The sequence below is a fragment of the Micromonospora sp. NPDC049107 genome (assembly GCF_040648595.1).
Classification (GTDB): Bacteria; Actinomycetota; Actinomycetes; order Mycobacteriales; family Micromonosporaceae; genus Micromonospora.
On record NZ_JBEZEC010000006.1, the window covers coordinates 25,193 to 45,763 of the forward strand.

The window sequence follows — 20,571 nt, forward strand, 5'->3', positions numbered from 1 at the left end:
ATGGGGCCGTCGTGGCGCCGAGCGGTCGGGGGAACTCAGCCCCGAAGAGAGGTGTCTGCATCGTGAAGGTCGGAATCCCACGCGAGGTCAAGAACCACGAGTACCGCGTGGCGATCACGCCGGCGGGCGTCAACGAGTTCACCCGCAGCGGCCACCAGGTCTTCGTCGAGTCCGGCGCGGGCGTCGGCTCCAGCATCACCGACGAGGAGTTCGCCGCCGCCGGCGCGAAGATCCTGGCCACCGCCGACGAGGTGTGGGACACCGCAGAGCTGGTGCTCAAGGTCAAGGAGCCGATCGCCGAGGAGTACCACCGGATGCGCGAGGGGCAGGTCCTCTTCACCTACCTGCACCTGGCCGCCTCGAAGGAGTGCACGGACGCGCTGGTCGACCGGAAGGTCACCGGCATCGCGTACGAGACCGTCGAGCTGCCCGACAAGTCGCTGCCGCTGCTCGCGCCGATGTCCGAGGTGGCGGGCCGGCTCGCCCCACAGGTGGGCGCGTTCTACATGATGCGGACCGGCGGTGGTCGGGGCGTGCTGCCCGGCGGCGTCTCCGGCGTGTACGCGGCGAAGACCGTCGTCATCGGCGCCGGCGTCTCCGGCATGAACGCCGCCGCCATCGCCCTGGGCCTGCAGTCCGAGGTGCTGCTGCTGGACAAGAACGTGGCCCGCCTGCGCCAGGCCGACGCCATCTACCGGGGGCACCTGCAGACCGTCGCCTCCAACGCGTACGAGATCGAGCGGGCCGTCCTCGACGCCGACCTGGTCATCGGCGCGGTGCTGGTGCCCGGCGCGAAGGCCCCGACGCTCATCTCCAACGAGCTGGTCTCCCGGATGAAGCCGGGCAGCGTGCTCGTCGACATCGCCATCGACCAGGGTGGCTGCTTCGAGGACTCGCGGCCCACCACGCACGCCGACCCGGTCTACAAGGTGCACGAGTCGATCTTCTACTGCGTGGCGAACATGCCCGGCGCGGTGCCGAACACCAGCACCTACGCGCTGACCAACGTCACCCTGCCGTACGCCCTCGAACTGGCCAACCAGGGCTGGCGCGACGCCCTGCGCACCGACCCGGCGCTGGCGCTGGGCCTGAACACCCACGACGGCCAGGTCACCTACGGCCCGGTCGCCGAGGCGCACGGCATGCCGGTGCTCCCGCTGGCCAAGGTGCTGGGCTGACCGACTCCACTGTCGAACGGGTCGGTGCGGGCGTCGAACCCGCGCCGGCCCTGCGCCGTGCCGTCCGCGGGTACCTCGACCACCTCACCGTCGAGCGCGGCCTGTCCGCGAACACCCTCGCCTCGTACCGCCGGGATCTGGACCGTTATCTCACGACCCTGGCCGAGGTCGGCGTCGCCGACCTCGCGTCGGTCGCCCCCGGCGTCGTCGAGTCGCACCTGGCCCGACTACGCGCGGGCGACGACGACCACCCGCCCCTGGCCGTGTCGTCGGCCGCCCGCGCGGCCAGCGCGGTTCGTGGCCTGCACCGGTTCGCCGTGCGGGAGGGGCTGGCCGGCGCCGACCCGAGCCGCGACGTCCGCCCGCCCACCCCGCCGCGCCGGCTGCCCCGCGCGCTGGGAGTCGACGACGTTTCCCGCCTGCTGGAGACCACCGGGCCGGTCACCGCGACCGGTGACGGCGCGTCGCTCGCGCTGCGCGACCGGGCGCTGCTGGAGTTCCTGTACGGCACCGGCGCGCGGATCTCCGAGGCGGTCGGCGCGGCGATCGACGACCTGGACGTCGACGAGGGCGCCGTGCTGCTGCGCGGCAAGGGCGGCCGGATGCGACTCGTCCCGATCGGCGGGTACGCCGTCGACGCGGTCCGCGCCTACCTGGTCCGGGCCCGCCCGACGCTGGCCGCCGCCGGCCGGGGCACCCCGGCGGTGTTCCTCAACGCCCGGGGCGGCGCGCTGTCCCGCCAGGGCGCCTGGATGATCCTGCGGCACGCCGCCGCCCGCGCCGGCCTGCCGGTCGAGGGACCGTCGGCGGTGTCCCCGCACACGCTGCGCCACTCGTACGCGACCCACCTGCTCGACGGTGGCGCCGACGTGCGGGTCGTCCAGGAACTGCTCGGTCACGCCTCGGTGACCACCACCCAGGTCTACACCCTCGTCACCGTCGAACGGCTGCGCGAGGTGTACGCCACCGCCCACCCGCGCGCCCGGGACTGACGCCCCGGTCGGGGTCGGTCCCGACACGCCGGGCCGGTGCCGAACGCCCTGCTGGTCGGTGGCGTACAGTCGGCATCGGCGCGGACCTCCTGGGGCGACACGACCGGGGTGCGCAGCGGCGCCGCGAAGGACGTCGGACGGCTCCGACGCCGGGTGGGTCGTCGGGAGGGGGCAACGAGCACATGGCTGGCAACGGTGACCGTGCCGAGACGTGGACGTCGGAGCTCCGCGAGCAGCAGGCCGCGCTCGGCAACGATCTGGGTCCGGCCGACCCGGCCGCCTACACGATGCGCAAGCCCATCCCCGAGCCGATGCCCACTGATCGGCACGGTCCGGCGCGCATCATCGCGATGGCCAACCAGAAGGGTGGCGTCGGCAAGACGACCACCACCATCAACCTGGGCGCGGCCCTCGCGGAGTACGGCCGCAAGGTGCTGCTCGTTGACTTCGACCCGCAGGGCGCGCTCTCGGTGGGCCTGGGTGTCAACCCGCACAACCTCGACCTGTCCGTCTACAACCTGCTCATGCAGGACGACGTGACCGCCGAGGACGTCCTCATCAAGACCGACGTCGCGGGCCTGCACCTGCTACCGGCCAACATCGACCTCTCCGCCGCCGAGATCCAGCTCGTCAACGAGGTCGCCCGCGAGATGGCCCTGGCCCGGGTCCTGCGCTCGGTCCGCAAGGAGTACGACTACATCCTGATCGACTGCCAGCCGTCCCTCGGCCTGCTGGCGATCAACGCGCTGACCGTCGCGCACGGCGTGCTCATCCCGCTCGAGTGCGAGTTCTTCAGCCTGCGCGGTGTGGCCCTGCTGCTGGACACCATCGACAAGGTGCGCGAACGGCTCAACTTCGACCTGGAGCTCGAAGGCATTCTCGCCACCATGTACGACAGCCGCACCACCCACTGCCGTCAGGTGCTCCAGCGGGTGGTCGAGGCGTTCGGCGACAAGGTCTACCAGACGGTCATCACCAAGACGGTGAAGTTCCCGGAGTCCACCGTGGCCGGTGCCCCCATCACGACGATGGACCCGGCCTCCTCCGGGGCGCGTAACTACCGTCAGCTGGCCCGCGAGGTGATCGCCGCCCAGTCGGAGCGGTAGCCGGAAGTCCCGGTGCCCGTCTCGTGGACTACGGTCGTGCGGTGACCGCGCCACCCCTGCACCCGCCCGACACCGCCGATCCGGCCGTGGTCGACGGTGCGCAGCCCGCCGGGTTCACGGTGCGACTGGCCAACTTCACCGGCCCCTTCGACCTGCTGCTGCAACTCATCGGCAAACACAAGCTCGACGTCACCGAGGTGGCCCTGCACACGGTCACCGACGAGTTCATCGCCTACATCCGCGCCATGGGCGACGACTGGGACCTGGACGAGGCCAGCGAGTTCCTGCTCATCGCCGCGACCCTGCTCGACCTGAAGGCCGCCCGGCTGCTGCCCGCCGCCGACGTCGAGGACGAGGAGGACCTCGCCCTGCTGGAGGCCCGGGACCTGCTCTTCGCCCGGCTGCTGCAGTACAAGGCGTACAAGGAGGCGGCGGCACACATCGCCGAGCTGGAAGCGGTCGGCGGCCGGCGCTATCCCCGGGCGGTGAGTCTGGAGCCCCGCTACGCCGAGGCGCTGCCCGACCTGGTGCTCGGCATCGGCCCGCAGCGGCTGCTGAAACTGGCCGTGAAGGCGATGACCCCGAAGGTGACGCCGGAGGTGTCCATCGCCCACGTGCACATGGTGCGGGTCAGTGTGCGGGAACACGCGGCGATCCTCACCGCCCGGCTGCGCCGGGCCGGCACGGCGACGTTCTCGCTGCTCTGCGCCGACTGCGAGGCCACCCTGGAGGTGGTGGCGAGGTTCCTGGCGCTGCTGGAGCTGTACCGGGAGGGTCTGGTGGCCTTCGTGCAGGAGCAGGCCCTGGAGGAGCTGACCGTGCGCTGGACCGGGCCCACCGACGGCGAGACCGAACTGCACGTCGACGAGTACGCCGGCACACCCGCCGACGCCGACCCGCCTCCCGGCCCGGAGCCGGTGGCGGCGGGGGAGGAGGCCGGCGGACCGGCCGAAACGGAAGCGACGGAGGGTGCGCGGGATGAGTGACGAGGAGCGCCGGGACTCCCTGGCCGACCAGGCCGCCGCCTGGGTTCCCCCGTGGGAACGCCCCCGCCCACCGGCCCCCACCGCACCTGCCGAGGCCGAAGCCGAAGCTGAATCCACCGACGCAGCCGTCGGTGAACCGGCCGAGCCGGTCGCACCCCACGAGCCAGTGGTGGTCGCCGAGCCGGTCGAGGCCGCCGAGCCGCTCATGCCCCCCGAGCCGGTCGGGGCCGCTGAGCCGGTCGAGGCCGCCGAGCCGCTCATGCCCCCCGAGCCGGTCGGGGCCGCTGAGCGAATCGAGTCCACCGAGCCGGTCGAGACGGCTGAGCCGGTCGAGACCGCTGAGCCGGTCGTGCCCGCCGAGCCGGTCGTGCCGGAGGCCGACGCGCCCGCTGAGGCTGCGGAGCCCGCTGCGGCGGGCGCGACTCGGGGCGTACCCCGGCGGGAGCCCGTCGGGCGACGGCGGCCGGCGGTTGTGCCGGAGCCCGCGCCCGAGCTGCCCGACGCCGAGCTGCGCGGCGCGTTGGAGGCGATCCTCCTGGTGGTGGACGAACCGGTCAGCGAGCTGGTTCTGGCCCAGGTGCTGGAGCAGCCGGCCGAGCGGATCGGGCCGGTGCTCGACGAGATCGCGGCCGGCTACACGGCCGCCGGGAACGGGTTCGAGCTGCGCCGGGCCGCCGGCGGTTGGCGGTTGTACACCCGGCCGGAATACGCTACGTACGTCGAGCGGTTCGTCCTGGACGGGCAGTCCGTGCGGCTGACCCAGGCGGCTCTGGAGACCCTGGCCGTGGTCGCGTACAAGCAGCCGGTGACCCGGTCACGGATCTCGGCCATCCGGGGTGTCAACTGCGACGGCGTCATCCGTACGCTGGTCACTCGCGGCCTCGTCGAGGAGTGCGGCACCGAATCGGACAGCGGGGCGTTCCTGTACCGGACCACCACGCTGTTCCTGGAGAAGCTCGGGCTGAACACCGTCGACGAATTGCCACCTCTCGCACCCTTCCTGCCCGACGACGTAGAAGAGCTTGCCGATGCGACCCGATAACCGTTCCCCGAAGTCCGACGCCCCCGTCTACGAGGGCGCGGAACGCCTGCAGAAGGTGCTCGCCGCCGCCGGCGTGGGTTCCCGCCGTGCCTGCGAGGACCTGATCTTCCGGCGCCGGGTCACCGTGGACGGGCGGGTCGCCAAGCTCGGCGACAAGGTCGACCCCGCCACGTCCGTGATCCACGTGGACGGCGAGCGCCTCCAGGTCGACGTCCGCCTGGTCTACGTGGCGATGAACAAGCCGCGCGGTGTGGTGACCACCATGTCGGACGACAAGGGGCGCACCGAACTGGCCGAGTTCATCGGCCGGCGGTTGGACCAGCGGGTCTACCACGTCGGGCGGCTCGACGCGGACAGCGAGGGCCTGCTGCTGCTCACCAACGACGGCAACCTCGCGCACAAGCTCATGCACCCCTCGTACGAGGTGCTGAAGACCTACCTGGCCGAGGTGGTCGGGCCGATCCCGCGCAACCTGAGCAAGCGGCTCCTCGCGGGCGTCGAACTGGAGGACGGGCCGGTGAAGGTCGACTCGTTCAAGGTGGTGGGCACCCTGGGCAAGAGCGCCCAGGTGGAGCTGAGCCTGCACGAAGGGCGCAAGCACATCGTCCGGCGGTTGATGGACGAGGTCGGGCACCCGGTCACCCGTCTGGTGCGTACCTCCATCGGTCCGATCCGGTTGGGCGACCTGCGCACCGGGCGTCTGCGGCGCCTGACCAACGCGGAGGTCGCCGCCCTGTTCCGCGCGGTGGGTGACTGACCCCCGGGCTTCGGGGTACGGCTGCCGGTAGGCTCCGCAGCGGCCGGGAAGCGGCCGCCGGAGGGTGGCGTGGGTCGCCTCGGGCGGCGGCGCGCGTGGGTGCGCCACGGGCCCCGGGCATGATGGATGACGATGGACAACCGCTTGCGGCGCCAGCACCGGGCGATCCGCGAGGTACGGGCTGAGGAGGACACGGTGGAGGAAAACGTACGGGCCGAGCGATGTGTGGTCGCTGTGGACGGGCCGTCCGGTTCGGGTAAGTCCACCGTGTCGCGGCGGCTCGCCGCCGGCATCGGTGCGCGCTACCTGGACACCGGGGCGATGTACCGGGCGATCACGTGGGCCGTGCTGCGCTCCGGCGTGGATCTCACGGACGCCGCGTCGGTGGCCAAGGTCGCCGGCGAGGCCGACCTGCGCATCGGCACCGACCCCCAGGGGTACGGCGTGACCGTCGACGGCGTGAGCGTGGACGCGGAGATCCGCGGGCCCGAGGTGACTCAGGCGGTCTCCGCCGTCGCCGCCGTGCCAGCCGTCCGTGAGCTGCTGGTCGCCCGGCAGCGCGAGATGATCGTCAACGCGGGCCGAATGGTGGTCGAGGGCCGGGACATCGGTTCGGTCGTGGCGCCGGACGCCGACCTGAAGGTCTTCCTGACCGCCTCCGAGGCGGCCCGCGCGGCCCGGCGCAGCGCCGAGGACGCCGCCGACGTGGCGGCCACCGCCGCCGACCTGGCCCGCCGCGACAAACTCGACTCGACCCGCAAGGTCAACCCGTTGGCCCAGGCGGAGGACGCCGTCGTGCTGGACACCACCGAGCTGGGCATCGACGAGGTCGTGGCCCGGCTGCGTGACCTGCTCAGCGAGCGGGGAGTGGCATGAGCGAGGGTGGTTCCTGGGTCGAGCTGCGCGAGCCGGACCTCGTCGTCGAGGAGCCGACCGGCCCGCAGCCGGTGGTCGCGGTCGTCGGCCGTCCCAACGTGGGCAAGTCGACGCTCGTCAACCGGATCATCGGCCGCCGGCAGGCGGTCGTCGAGGACATTCCCGGCGTGACCCGGGACCGCGTGCCGTACGACGCGCAGTGGAACGGCCGGTCGTTCACCGTGGTGGACACCGGCGGTTGGGAGCCGGACGCGAAGGACCGCGCGGCGGCCATCGCCGCGCAGGCCGAGACGGCGGTGGTCACCGCCGACGTGGTCCTCTTCGTGGTCGACGCGATGGTCGGCTCCACCGACGTGGACGAGGCCGCGGTGAAGATGCTGCGTCGCAGCGCCAAGCCGGTCATCCTGGTGGCCAACAAGGCCGACAACAACTCCATCGAGATGGAGGCCGTGTCGCTGTGGTCGCTCGGCCTCGGCGAGCCGTTCCCGGTGTCCGCGCTGCACGGGCGCGGCTCCGGTGACCTGCTGGACGCCATCCTCGCCGCGCTGCCGGAAGCCCCCGCGATCGTCGAGAACCGGCCGCGCGGGCCGCGCCGGGTGGCGCTGGTCGGCCGGCCGAACGTGGGCAAGTCCAGTCTGCTCAACCGGTTCTCCGGCGAAGATCGGGCCGTTGTCGACTCGGTCGCCGGCACCACAGTGGACCCGGTCGACAGCCTGGTCGAGATCGGCGGCCAGACCTGGCAGCTCGTGGACACCGCCGGTCTGCGCAAGCGGGTCGGCAAGGCCAGCGGCACCGAGTACTACGCCAGCCTGCGCACCGCCGGCGCGATCGAGGCCGCCGAGGTGGCCGTCGTGCTCCTGGACGCCAGCGAGCCGATCAGCGAGCAGGACCAGCGGATCCTCACGATGGTGACCGAGGCCGGCCGAGCGCTGGTCATCGCGTTCAACAAGTGGGACCTGGTCGACGCCGACCGCCGGTACTACCTGGACAAGGAGATCGACCGGGAGCTGCGCCGCATCCCCTGGGCGATCCGGCTGAACCTGTCGGCCATGACCGGCCGCGCCGTCGACAAGCTGGCCCCGGCCCTCAACAAGGCCCTGGCGAGCTGGGAACTGCGCGTACCGACCGCGCACCTCAACCAGTGGCTCACCGCGCTCGTGCAGGCCACCCCGCACCCGGTGCGCGGTGGACGGGCGCCCCGCATCCTGTTCGCCACGCAGGCCGGGGTGGCGCCGCCGCGGTTCGTGCTCTTCACCACGGGCCCGCTCGACGCCGGATACCAGCGGTTCGTCGAGCGCAAGCTCCGCGAGGAGTTCGGGTACGAGGGCAGCCCCATCGAGATCTCCGTACGCCCCCGCAAGAAGCTCGGCCCCGGTGGTCGGGGCAAGGCGCACGGCTGATTCCTGGCGTTCTGTCGGGTGGGCCAGACGATCACCGTCTGGCCCACCCTCCTAGGACGCTCTAGGGGTTGTGGGGTGGTTCGCCGCTCCGACAACGCGGGTGGGGCCTGTGCGGACGGGGCAGGAGTGCTGCGCTAAGCTGTACCGGCTGTCGCAGGGGGAACTCTGCGGGGGCGGGACGTGGCGCAGCTTGGTAGCGCACTTGACTGGGGGTCAAGGGGTCGTCGGTTCGAATCCGGCCGTCCCGACCGGTTGACCTGGGGAGATGAAGATCATCCCAGGTAACGGCGGTAACATCCGGTAACGGATGATCTTTGTTGGCGGTAACGGCGTGGATGGTTTGCCGTTGACGTGCCTGTTGCACAACGCTCTGACCTGCCGCTTCGTCTGCGTCCTGGACGGAGCGGCAGGTCTGCTCTTTATTGCGCGTCAAGTGCTGCAGATGTTGCTAGCTGTCGCTACCTCCGATGCTGCGACACCGATGTACAGAGGATCGTCGGTGGCTCCAGCTCACGACGATCCGAGCCGGATCGAGCCGATCTTCCACCGCACGACGCCGACGAGGCGTGGCTTCTCGGAACGCTGGACTACGAGGACGCCGGCCGGCCCCGCTTTGATATCCGAGTGCGCTCCGCGACTACCGGGCTGGTCCAGGACGGCCCTTGTCCTCCCCGCAGGATCACGGAGGCGCGCACGGTATGGCTCCACGATCAAGGCATGATCGACGAGGCTTCTGCTCGCCCGTATCCTCAGCCGGTGCGGGGGACCCACCGCCGTCGCGAGGAGGTCGGCAGGTGTACAGGTATTTACGGCGGCGATGGGTGTTGGTCGGGCTCGTCGCTCTGGCCGTCGCGATCGTGGTGGCGTGGATCGTATGGCCCAACCCGACCACTGCGCCTCGGGAGCGACAATACCGCGATGTCACCGCCTGCTTGCTGACCGACAACAGGGGGCTGGCCAGCCGAGACGCGAGAGCCGCCTGGACTGGGATGCAACGCGCTTCGGTCGAGTCGCTGGTGCAGGTGCAGTACCTAGCCGCGGACGGCGTCCAAGATGAGTCCAATGTGGCTGCCTACTTCAACACGTTGGCTGCTCAGGGGTGCGAGATGGTCATCGCGGTCGGGGCTGCTCCGGTGGATGCGTTAATCGCCGGTAAGGACCGCTTTCCGGCTATTCGGTATGTGGTCGTGGATGGCGCGCCGAACGTGGGCGTGACCATAGTGGAGGCCGGCTCTCCAGATGAGATCGTCAATGGTGTTGCCGCGGCCGTCCGCACCTTGCCCGCTACGACCTAACATGTAAAAACTAGGCCACTGATGGCCATTGTTTTCTCAGCGAACGTCCAGGAAGCTTCCCGTTGCATGATCAAGCTACGGGGAGGGCTGCCATGGGCGGTCGGCATGATGCTGTTCGCGGGGCGTTGGCACGGCGGCGTGCCCGTATCTCGCGGAGGCCTGTGTATCGACGGGTCGCAACCGTTCTGGTGATCGTCCTGGTTCTCGGTGTTGGTGCTCCACGAGAGCCGCTGCCCATCGTGGCGGGCTCTGGCTTCCCGCTCAGTTGGTTCTGGTCACTGCTGGAGGCCCGACCGTCCTGGGCTTCAAGCAATCCGCCCACCCCGAAGCAGCAGGTGGGAAAGAACCCGCCGCGCAGTCACTATGCAGAGGCTCCGCTCACCGAGGATCGCAGCAAGCCCGTGCGGGCGAAGGGCGAGCTGGCGCGCTCTGAGCCCCACCGGCCCGAAAGCACGGTGCGCAAAGCCGGCGAGCCGTCGCGCGGATTCGAGCTCAAGACCAGCAAGCGGCAAGCGGCAGGCGCCACCGAGCAGACCGAGATGTTCCGTAACGCGGACGGCTCGTACACCCGGAGGGTCTACCAGCAGCCGGTCAACTTCCGGGCGGCGGACGGGTCGTGGCAGCCAATCGACGGCAAGCTGGTGCGGGGTGCCGACGGTCGGCTCCGGCCGCGGGCCAACGGGCAGAAGATCGAGTTCGACGCCTCGGGCGGTGATCCCGCAGCGCGCACGACAGGCACGACGCCATTGGTCAGCATGACCTTCGACGCAGGTCGAAGCCTTGCTTACCGGATCGCGGGCGCAGACATTGGCCTCCCCGAGGTGAGCGGCGAACTGGCGACGTACCGCCAGGTCTTCCCGAACGTCGACCTGAGACTTGCTACCGCAGGACGCGAGGTCAAAGAAAGTCTGGTCTTCCACTCAGCGGACGTTCCCACGGAGTACACCTATCCCCTCGCACTGATCGGGCTTACAGCCGCAGTCGATGGCGACGGGTCGGTGGTGTTCCGAGCGGCGGGGGGTCAGGAGGTCGCCCGGATGCCCGCAGCGTTCATGGAGGACGCCGCCGGTGACGCTTCTGGCGCCGGTGCGATGTCCCGCGACATCCGCTACTCCCTTGTCGACACCGCTGACGGCCCTGCGCTGAAGATGACGGTCGACGGCGCCTGGCTACATGACCCGAAGCGGGCGTTCCCGGTTGTGCTCGACCCGACCATCGCCACCACACAAGGCGATACCTACGTCCAATCTGGCAGCACCGAGTCTGACCGGTCGACCGAGGACAGTATCGGGATCGGCACATTCAACAACGGTGTGGCCAAGGCGCAGGGACTGCTACCGTTCCCGAGCTTCTCCACTGCCTACGCGGGCAAGAAGATCAGCACGGCCAAGCTCAACCTCTTCATGAGCTACCAGGGCCTCAACACCGGCTGCGAGGTCCACCGTTTCGACGTCTTCGCCGTCAAGTCGGACTGGTCTTCAACCGGCGTTCGATCCACGAATTTCCCGACATTGTCGAGTTCCATCGGTAACGCATCACCCACCAGCACTGCGGCCTGTGGTAACCAGGCGAAAATCCGGAACGTAGGCATCTGGGTGCCGGTCACGCTCAACGTGTCGGAGGTCAATAACTGGGTCACCGGCGGTGCCAACTACGGCCTCGCGCTGAAAGCCGAGAGCGAGACCAACGTCAAGGCGTGGAAGCGGTTCACCTCAGTCGATGCCGGCCTCGATAACTCAACGATGCGCTGTGCCCATGCGACCTACGGCTCGATCAAGTGTGATGCCTTCCTCGACGTCACCTACACGGACAATGTCCCGCCACAGCTCGACGTCCGCTACCCGGCCAACAACTACGCCGTCAATACGCTGACCCCGGAGCTCGCCGCCGCCGGGAGCGACCCGGACAGCTGGCCCAACAAGGGCTTGCGGTACAACTACTTCGTCTATGACGAGGCAGGTGCGCAGCTCAGCACCTCCGGTTGGGTGACCGCCGGCGTTTGGAAGGTGCCTGCTGGCGTCCTCGTCTGGGGCAAGACCTACCAGTACGCGGTGCAAGTCAATGACTACTCGTCCACCTCGGCCGTCGCCCCGGTGAAGTATGCGTTCACCACCCAGGTGCCACAGCAGATGGTGACCTCCGACCTGGCGCAGAACGGCGGAAAGGGTTACGAGCCGAGTACGGGTAATTACACCACCTCCGACACGGATGTGGAGGTGACGACGGTCGGTCCGGCGCTCAGCATCACGAGGGACTACAACAGCCTCGACACCCGCGTATTTGGGGCGTTTGGTCGAGGCTGGTCGTCGCTGCTCGACATGCAGGCCCGTGAGTCGGCCGACGCGAGTGGTGCCCTGCAAACGGTGGCGGTGCGCTACCCGAGCGGTGAGGATATCTCGTTCGGTCGCAACCCCGACGGCAGTTGGACACCGCCCTTGGGGCGATACTCCGTCTTCAAGGCGGTCACCGGCGGTTACACATTGACCGACAAGGACACCACTACGTACGAGTTCACCCAGGCGGCGACCGGTGGAGTCTACGGCCTGACCCGGATCACCGACGCTGCGGGCCGTTCGCTGACCGTGCACTACGACGCTGCTGGGTTGGTCGACGAGGTGCGATCCGTGGCCTCAAGTCGCGCACTCCGCATATCGTGGTCGCGTCCACCGAACTCGACGTATCCACACGTCTCGGCAATTACCACGGACCCGGTCGTCAAGGGCGACGCGGCCAGCGCGGTGACGTGGACCTACAACTACGACGGCGACCTGCTGACGAACGTTTGTCCGCCTTCTGGGGCCGCGAACTGTTCCAGCTACCAGTACACGCTGACGCCGCAGCACGCCACCACTGTGCTCAACACCGACCCGTATTCGTTCTGGCGGCTCAACGAGAGCCCTGGTGCGACGGTCGCACAGAGCGCGGTGCTGAGCAACGACGGCGTGGACAACGCCACCTACGCCAACGTCACCCTCGGGAGTTCCGGCCCGGTGGCTAGTTCGACCTCCACGGCAGCAAGCTTCAACGGCACGTCGTCGTCGGTGAAACTGCCGGCGAAGCTGGTGACCGAGGCGTCGTACCAATCGATCAGCATGTGGTTCCGCACGAGCAGCCCCACCGGCGTGCTTTTCAGCCATCAGGTCGACCCGGTCAGTGCGGGTGCCACGACGACCAAGACCTACACCCCGACTCTCTACGTGGGGTCGGACGGTAAGTTGCACGGACAGTTCTGGACGGGCAGCACCGCGAACACCATGGCCTCGCCCAACACGGTAGTCGACGGTCAGTGGCACCACGTTGCCTTGGCCGGCAATGGCGGCAACCAGGCCCTCTACGTCGACGGTGCCCGCGTCGCCACGCTGACCGCCACGATCAATCTTGACCTTGGCATGACGAACGGCTATGTGGGTGCCGGCTTCCTCGGCGGCGCTTGGCCTGCGCAACCGAACACCGCGGCCACCGCCACGTTCTTCAACGGGTCGATCGCCGATGTGGTCTTCCACAATCGGGCCATCACAACGCCCACGGCGACCTCCCTGCACAGCAGTGGTGTTGCGGCTGACCCCTTGCTGACGCGGATCACGACGCCCGGTGGTCGGGTCCAGGCCGTCGTCGAGTACGACGCGGTGACGGGCCGGGTCAAGCAGGTCACCGACGAAATCGGCGGAACGTGGAAGATCGGAACACCGACCGTCGGTGGGTCCAGCCTGGTGTACGTGTCGTCGGTGCTCGGGTCGCAACCGGAGCACTATTTCCGGCTTGCCGACATTCAGGCACCCACCCAGCCGGTGAACGAGGTGCGCGGCGAGTTCGACGAGGCGCGGTATCGAAACGTCACGTTCAACACGACCCAACCCAACACGACGAGCCCGTTCGCCGATTCGTACGGGGCAGTGTTCAACGGCACCAACGCTTATGTCGAGCTGAACACCATGGCGGACCTCGGCGGCGGTCCGTACGACGCCACCAAGTCGGTCGAGATGTGGTTCAAGACCCCGGCAGGCAGCGCCAAGAGCGGCGTGCTGCTGGGCTACACCAACGGCCAGATGGACTTGCCGCCGTCGACGACGGGGGCGACCACCTGGACGCCAGCTCTCTATGTCGGTGGGGACGGCTATCTGCGCGGCGAGTTCTGGGCCCCGTCATCACCCGTCGTCCAGTCCCCGTCGAAGGTCAATGACGGTAAGTGGCACCACATCGCCGTCACCCAGACTCCGAGCCAGCAGTTGCTCTACCTTGATGGAGACATGGTCGGAGGCCATGCCGGCACTGTTCAAGACCTGGCCAGGGTGGCCGCATACCTCGGTACGGGCATCACCAAGGGCTGGCCCGGATCCACGCAGGATGTCTCCTACTTCACCGGGAACATCGCCGAGGTGGCCTTCTACAAAACGCCGCTGAGTGCCGCGGAGGTCGACCGGCACTGGAAGGCGTCGAAGAGCACCACACAGCCTGGCTCCGGCACCACCGGGTCGACGCTGACCTCGATTACCACGACGACGGTCACCGACCCGAAGGGCAAGACCTCTACGCAGGTCTTCGACCTGGTCAACGGTAACCGGCTGATCGCGTCCACCGACGTATTGGGCAACACCACCACTTACGGGTACGACATCGGCGGCTTCGGTTCCGTGACCTACGATCCGCTGCGGAACAAGACCGAGACCGGCCGCGACGTACGGGGAAACACGGTCCGTACGAGCGCGTGCCTCACGTCGACAACATGTAAATCGGCCTATTACAACTACTATCCGGATGCGACAAGCATTAACCTTGCACCGGATCCACGTAACGATCAACTGATTGAATACCGCACGGCCAACTCGTACAGCCCGACCGATCCGATGTTCCTCACCCGGTTCGGATACGACACCGCCGGCAACCGAACGAGCACCACGACGCCGCCCGTCGCGGGCTTTCCCGATGGCAAGACCACTACCGTCACCTACACCAGCGCGACCACCGCAGCGGTTGGAGGCGGAACGACGCCGCCCGGACTGCCGGTGACGACCAGGTCCGCTGGCGGCGCCACCCAGACCAACGAGTACAACTCCGCGGGTGATTTGGCACGGATCACTGACGGAGCGGGACTGGTGACCGAATTCGCTTACGACGGCCTGGGTCGGATCACCGCCAAGACCGTCAAGACCGAGACCCTGGGGGACCTGACCACCTCCATGAGGTACGACGCGGAGGGCCAGGTCGTCGAACAGACCGAGCCCCCCGTGCTGAACCAGGTCACCGGTGCCGTGCACACCGGCCGAACGTCGACCGACTACGACCCCGACGGCAACGTCACGGGACGCCGGGTGCAAGACCTGACCGGCGGCGACGCGGAACGTGCGGTCCAGAGTTTCTACGACGACCACGGCAGGATGATCAAAACGGTCAATCCTGCGGGGGTGGTCACCCTGCTCGAATACGACGTCTACGGCAACACCACGGCCGAGGTCACCTGCGACAGTTCACCATCACCTGGCGATCCCTGCCCCTCCGGGGACGTGCTGCACGCGGTACGGAAGACCTTCGACGGCGAGGGCAACGACCTCACCACCACGATCACCGGCGCCGACGGCACCACCACCCAGGTCAGCTTCAAGGCGTACTTCCCGGACGGCAATCTCGCCTCCGACACGGACGCCATGAATTACACGACGAACTACACCTATAACGGCAACGGCACGCTGCGCCGGGTCACCCGCACCGACGGCACCCGAACGTACGTGCTCGAGGAGAACATCCACCGGCCAGACGGGGAATTGGAGAGCCAGGAGACCAACAACGGCGCGACCATCACCTCATACACCCGCGACCCTGCCAACCGGGTTGTGCAGATCAGCGCGACGGCGCCGGCGGACGTCTACAACAACACTGAACGTGTCACCAGCTTCAGCTTCGACGCCGATGACCATGTGCTGGCCACTCGAACAAGCGACCGCGGCGGCGCGTCAGTTCTGCAGACGACCAACCGTACTTACGATCCACTCGGCCGAATGAAGTCGGAACGGATCGCCACCGACCCCTCAGTCTCGCCTAACGCCTGGTTCAAGCTTGACGAAACCAGCTTCAGCGACGGATACAACGTCGCCTACGACTCGACAGCATCGGCCAGCAAGGCGACCGGCGGAGCCGACGTGACCATGTCCGGGGGCGTCGCCACGTTCAGTGGTGGCCGAGGTCTCCGAATCGGCGATCATGCCATCGACACTGCCAGATCGTATTCGATCTCTGCCTGGGTGAAGCCAAAGGACTTCCTCAAGGACCAGACCGCGCTGACTCAGCTCGGCTTCTACGGGACCGCGTACTACCTTGAGTACAACAAGACCCTGAACAAGTGGGCCTTCCGCGTGCCGTCGTCAGACTCGGCCACGCCGTCGGCCATCTACTCGGCCACCTCCAGCAACGCGTTGGTCGCAAACAGTTGGGTTCATCTGGTTGGTGTCTACAACGCCACCAGTAAGGCGCTCAGCCTCTACGTCAACAACGTCGCCGGTACCGGGGCCACCAACCCGACCCCGTTCGCATCGCAGTCGCCGACCATCGGCGGCGGCTACCTCGGCATGGGTGCCTACGCCAGCTACAGCGGCTCCATCGACAACGTGCAGCTTTACCAACGAGCCCTGTCCGCCGCCGAGATCAACACGCTCTACGCCGGAGGCAACGGCCGCACCGGTGAGGCACTCGCGTCGACCACCGGCCTGACGACCAACTACACGATCGACAAGCTGGGCAACACGACCGCCACCACCGACCCGAAAGGCAAGACCACCAGCTACGAGTACGACGAGGCCGGCCAGTTGGTAAAGACGGTGGAGCCGTCCGTGACTGCCGAGGTGTTCGGCACGGCAGGTGTAACCGTCGTCCCGGTCTCCCGTATCGGCTACAACACCTTCGGCGAGATAGTCGAGACACAGGACCCACTCTCGAATGTCACCCGTACCCGAGTCGACCCTCTCGGCCGGCCCACCGAGGTGATCGCACCGGACTACACACCGCCCGGCGGTACGCCAATCGTGGGGGCCTCGGTGATCACCAACTACGACAAGCTCGATCGGGTGCGCTCGGTGACCAACGCCGACGGTAAGACGACGAGCTATGAATACGACGCCCTCGGCAATCGGGTCGCAGTCACCGATCCGCGGGGCAAGGTGTCCCGAGCGAGCTACGACAAGCTCGGCCGCGTTCTGGACTCGATCGACCCGACCGGTGCCAAGCAGTCGTCGACGTACGACCTGATGGACCGCCCGCTCACCACGAGCCAGGTGGTCCGCCAGACCGGCGAGACCAACACCACCAACTATGACTACGGCACCGGCGCGCTCGGTCAGGGCCCGTGGCCCCAGTCGGTGACCACCGCCGCAGGCGTGAAGACATCGAGCACCTACGACTTCACCGGCGCGCCACTGACCACCACCGACGGTGCGAACAATCAGACCAAGTACGAGTATGACGGACTTGGCCGCGCCACCAGGATCACCATGCCGGATGGCACCGCGCAGACCGCCAGCTACGACCCCCTCGGCCGACTCAGGCAGCAGCAGGACCTGGATGCCGCAGGAACCGTACTCGTCACCCGATCAAAGGGTTACGACGACAACGGCAACCTGACGTCGTCGACGGACGGGCGCACGACCACCACCACCTTCGAATACGACGCGATGAACCGACTGACGAGCGAGAGCCAGCCGGTCACCGCCACCACCGCGATCACGACCAGCTTCGGATACGACGCCGCAGGTAACCAGACTCGCTTTACCGACGGCCGGGGCAACCAGTTCTGGACCACCTACAACACCTGGGGCCTGCCCGAATCGCGAATCGAACCATCGACCCCTGCCTACCCAAACCTGGCCGACCGCACCTTCACCACGACCTATGACAAGGCCGCTCGGGTCGTCGACCAAATCGCTCCCGGCGGGGTAAGAACCAGCAACAGCTACGACGACGCTGGCCGACTGACCCGACAGTCCGGCACTGGTGCTGAGGCCACCACGGCCGACCGGACCTTCGACTACGACGACGCCGGCCGGCTCACCGGATTCGCGGTCCCGGCCGGCACGGCAGACGTCTCGTACGACGACCGCGGCCTACCGTTGTCCATCACCGGTCCCGGCGACTCGTCCTCGTTCACCTACAACAAGGACGGAAAGACGGCCTCGCGCACCGACGCCGCCGGGAGCAGCAGCTACACCTACGACACCGCTGGCCGGTTCCGGACGGCGACCAACACCGCCACCGGCGTCAACCTCGTGGTCGGCTACAACAACATGTCGCAGATGTCGTCGATCAGTTACAACTCCGGCAACGTGCGGAGCTTTGGATATGACGCGATGCACCGCCTCAAGTCCGACACTCTGAAAAACGCCGCCGGCACCACCACCCTCGGCTCGATCACCTACGGCTACGACAACAACAACAACGAAACCTCGAAGGTCACCACCGGCTTCGCCGGGTCCAGCGCCAACACCTATACGTACGACCTCGCCGACCGGCTGTCGACATGGAACAACGGCAGTACCACCATCGGCTACACATACGATGGAGCAGGCAACAGGACCCAAGCCGGCGGGAAGATCTTCACCTACGACGCGCGGAACCAGCTCTCGACGCAGAGCGGTGGGATCTCGTACGCGTACACCGCACGCGGGACCTTGCGCCAGACCAGCTCAGCGGCAGGAGCGTTCACCACCACCACCGACGCCTTCGGCCAGGTGGTTTCCCAACAGTCGGCCGGAGGCACCCGCACCTACTCCTACGACGGGCTTGGTCGCGCCGTCGTACCGGGATTTCGATACACAGGTCTCGACAATGATCTAGCCCAGGACAGCGGGGCGACCTACACCCGTGGCCCTGACGGTTCGCTGCTCGCGGCCGGCACCGGCACCGGCACGGGTTCTCGGTACGTCTGGACAGACCAGCATGACGATGTCGTGGGCCAATTCACCGCCACCGGCACCACTCTTTCCGGGTCGACCACCTATGACCCCGTTGGCACCGTCGTCGCTTCGTCCGGTCTAGTCGGCAGCTTGGGCTACCAGTCCGAGTGGACTGACAACCTGACAGGGCGGGTCAACATGCTCGCCCGCTGGTACAACCCGGATACCGGTCAGTTCGACACCCGAGACACTGCGTCCAACAATCCGGTGCCCGACTCGGTCAACGCCAACCGCTTCCAGTACGGCGACGCGAACCCGTTGACGACGACGGACCCGACTGGACACTGGGGCCTTTCGAGCCTCAAGTCGGCCTTCCGTAGCACCGTGTCTGTGGTCACCAACCCTGTGGCGGCGATCCAGAGCACCTATCGGGCGACGACGACCCTGGCAAAGAGCTCCTACCAGGCGTTCAACTACGTCCGATCCGGTAAGGCGTGGCAGGACGTCAAGAAGACAGCGCGCAACGTCAAGAACAACCTGAAGAAGGCCGCCCATGCCGTCAAGGACACCACGGTCCGTTGGGCGAAGAAAAAGATCCAAAAAGTTAAGGACGCGTATCACGACGCCAAAAAGTGTGCCTCTGGCGGCGTCAGGAAATGCGTGAAAGAGACTGCGAAGAAGGCGGCAAAATCCGCTGTCACTAACCTCAAATCGACAGTGGAGGCGATCAAGAAGGATCCGTGGAAGTTCGCGGCGACGGTGGCCGTGGGTATCGCGGCGACAGTCGCAGTGGGCGCTCTCTGCGCCACCGGCGTCGGGTGCCTGATCCTGGCCGGCGCCGCCGCCGGAGCGATGTCCGCTGGTGCCGGATACATGGTCGACGTGGCTCGGGGTGACGAGAAGTTCTCATTGGGCAACCTAGCCAGCACGATGATTGAGGGCGGCCTGGACGGCGGTCTATCGGCCGGCGTGAGCAGGCTGACCGGAGGTGCGACGAAGCTCGCTGGTGGTGGAGCCAGTCGGGCGCTCGGCGGCAAGAGTGGCAGAAGCGCGACGCCGAGCCGGCCGCAGCGCGGCGAGGGACGACAGGGCGTCTCGGGTTGCAACACCCCGCGGCACAGCTTCGATCCGGCCACCCGCGTTCTGATGGCCGACGGCAGCACCAAGGCGATCAAAGACATTGCACTGGGCGACAAGGTGGCGGCGACCGACCCCGAGGCTGAGAAGACTGCGGCCAAGAGCGTGACCGCCCTGCACGTCAACCAGGACCGAGACCTCACCAACGTCACAGTGCGTGATGCCAACTCGGGTAAGTCGACGGTGCTGAAGACCACGCAACACCATCCGTTCTGGGACGCGACCGACCGCAAGTGGGTGGACGCGGCTGAGCTGAAGGTCGGCCACCGCTTGCTCGTGCACGACGACAAGCGGCTGGAGGGTGACGGCACCGGCGCTGGCATGGGTGGTGGGGGACCTGGAGTGCAGGTGACCGTGGTCGAGGTTGAGAACCTCGACGGCGACGCCGAGATGCGCGACCTCACCGTCGCCGACATCCACACCTACTATGTGATGGCCGGCGACGACCCGGTACTAGTCCATAATTGCGGCGGAGGCGAAGACGGCCACAATGCGGCGTGTCAATGCGCCACTGGCGGCCGACCGATCGGGGCCGATGGGCGGTTCCTGGCAAATCCCAATACGCCCGTCCCAGGTGCGGTGGACGCCAACGGTATGGTGCGCGGTACGAACGCGCCCGGTTACACGACGAGCCGGGGCGGTTGGCGGGCAGATACGACGAATGACGCCTGGGCGAACGGTACCCCGGGACCCAGCGGCGGCGTGATCTGTCCACGCCAGGGTCCGAATTGCGCGGGCGAAGTCTTCCGTAATCCGGCGGCCGGCCAGCCCTCCGGCGACATGGGTCACTACCCCACGGCACATACGAATCGTCTATATCCAGAGAGCATGAGTCGCGCGGATTTCTTAGATGAATATCAGAAAGATGTGCGAATAGAATGCATTCCATGTAACCGAGGTGCCGGTAACCGCCAGGACGGGTAGGG

General features: G+C 67.6%; 10 protein-coding genes and 1 tRNA gene. All 11 read left to right on the forward strand.

Annotated elements, in window-relative coordinates; genetic code table 11:
- The first annotated feature begins 62 nt into the window (after window positions 1-62).
- The 11 genes from ald to AB0B55_RS16070 all read left to right on the forward strand — a co-directional run bounded on the left by ald (window position 63) and on the right by AB0B55_RS16070 (window position 20,569).
- On the forward strand, window positions 63-1,178 hold the full coding sequence (gene ald / locus AB0B55_RS16020; RefSeq protein ID WP_357172044.1) for an alanine dehydrogenase: 1,116 nt from the start codon (window positions 63-65) through the stop codon (window positions 1,176-1,178).
- The gene (locus AB0B55_RS16025; protein ID WP_357122139.1) at window positions 1,175-2,170 is read left to right on the forward strand and encodes a site-specific tyrosine recombinase XerD; all 996 of its coding nucleotides are present in this window, start codon (window positions 1,175-1,177) and stop codon (window positions 2,168-2,170) included. Before ald ends, AB0B55_RS16025 begins: the two co-directional genes overlap by 4 nt.
- Window positions 2,171-2,352: 182 nt before the next feature.
- The gene (locus AB0B55_RS16030) at window positions 2,353-3,276 is read left to right on the forward strand and encodes a ParA family protein (protein ID WP_357120878.1); all 924 of its coding nucleotides are present in this window, start codon (window positions 2,353-2,355) and stop codon (window positions 3,274-3,276) included.
- Window positions 3,277-3,332: 56 nt separating this feature from the next.
- Window positions 3,333-4,262, forward strand: a complete 930-nt coding sequence (locus AB0B55_RS16035) for a ScpA family protein (protein ID WP_357122142.1) — start codon at window positions 3,333-3,335, stop codon at window positions 4,260-4,262.
- Window positions 4,255-5,304 (forward strand): SMC-Scp complex subunit ScpB, encoded by a 1,050-nt coding sequence (gene scpB / locus AB0B55_RS16040; protein WP_357172045.1) that lies wholly within the window; start codon window positions 4,255-4,257, stop codon window positions 5,302-5,304. The genes AB0B55_RS16035 and scpB overlap by 8 nt, the downstream gene beginning before the upstream one ends.
- Window positions 5,291-6,061, forward strand: coding sequence for a pseudouridine synthase (locus AB0B55_RS16045; protein ID WP_357120884.1), 771 nt, complete (start codon window positions 5,291-5,293; stop codon window positions 6,059-6,061). Before scpB ends, AB0B55_RS16045 begins: the two co-directional genes overlap by 14 nt.
- Before the next feature lie 195 nt (window positions 6,062-6,256).
- Complete coding sequence (gene cmk, locus AB0B55_RS16050) at window positions 6,257-6,937, forward strand: (d)CMP kinase (protein WP_357172257.1); 681 nt, start codon at window positions 6,257-6,259, stop codon at window positions 6,935-6,937.
- Complete coding sequence (der, locus tag AB0B55_RS16055) at window positions 6,934-8,337, forward strand: ribosome biogenesis GTPase Der (protein WP_357120887.1); 1,404 nt, start codon at window positions 6,934-6,936, stop codon at window positions 8,335-8,337. Before cmk ends, der begins: the two co-directional genes overlap by 4 nt.
- A 174-nt stretch (window positions 8,338-8,511) precedes the next feature.
- Window positions 8,512-8,585 (forward strand) — tRNA-Pro (locus tag AB0B55_RS16060).
- A gap of 573 nt (window positions 8,586-9,158) precedes the next feature.
- A complete protein-coding gene (locus AB0B55_RS16065) occupies window positions 9,159-9,632 on the forward strand; it encodes a hypothetical protein (protein ID WP_357172046.1) in 474 nt (157 codons plus the stop codon).
- A gap of 188 nt (window positions 9,633-9,820) precedes the next feature.
- Entirely contained in the window at window positions 9,821-20,569 is a 10,749-nt protein-coding gene (locus AB0B55_RS16070; protein ID WP_357172047.1) for a LamG-like jellyroll fold domain-containing protein, read from the forward strand.
- Window positions 20,570-20,571: the final 2 nt, after the last annotated feature.

Excerpts from the sequence above, each read along its gene's own strand:
- AB0B55_RS16030 (WP_357120878.1), top strand. The coding sequence starts at position 2,353 with ATGGCTGGCAACGGTGACCGTGCCGAGACGTGGACGTCGGAGCTCCGC.
- scpB (WP_357172045.1), top strand. The coding sequence starts at position 4,255 with ATGAGTGACGAGGAGCGCCGGGACTCCCTGGCCGACCAGGCCGCCGCC.
- AB0B55_RS16045 (WP_357120884.1), top strand. The coding sequence starts at position 5,291 with ATGCGACCCGATAACCGTTCCCCGAAGTCCGACGCCCCCGTCTACGAG.
- der (WP_357120887.1), top strand. The coding sequence starts at position 6,934 with ATGAGCGAGGGTGGTTCCTGGGTCGAGCTGCGCGAGCCGGACCTCGTC.